The 362-nt window shown below is 75.7% G+C and carries 1 protein-coding gene; it reads left to right on the forward strand.

The genetic code is table 11. The annotated features are described in order from the left end of the window. Positions 1–362, forward strand: a 362-nt coding sequence (locus tag BA175_RS29075) for an ATP-binding protein (RefSeq protein ID WP_139131423.1), incomplete at both ends; no start/stop codon positions are given.

A 362-nucleotide genomic window follows, 5' to 3' on the forward strand; every position in this document is an offset into this window, starting at 1 on the left:
GTGCTGGACATGCTCGGCCCCGGTGACCGGGACGACGACATCGCGCTGCTGGCCGCCCGGTTCGACGGGATCGCGCCGAGCGATGTCGCCTACTGGTCCCTGGATCCGGAGGACGCCGCCCCGGGGCGGGCCCGCCGGCTCGCCCGCAGGGCACTCGACCGGTGGGGGCTGGACGACCTCTCGGACGAGATGGAGCTGCTCGTCAGCGAGGTGGTGACCAACGCCGTGCGGTACGCGGAGCGGCCGGTGACCCTGCGGCTGCTGCGCACGGACACGCTGCGCTGCGAGGTGGGCGACGACTCCCCGCAGCTGCCCCGGCAGCGCCGGGCCCGGGAGACGGACGAGGGCGGGCGCGGCCTGTT

The sequence above is a fragment of the Streptomyces griseus genome (genome assembly GCF_001715295.1).
Taxonomy (GTDB): domain Bacteria; phylum Actinomycetota; class Actinomycetes; order Streptomycetales; family Streptomycetaceae; genus Streptomyces; species Streptomyces griseus_G.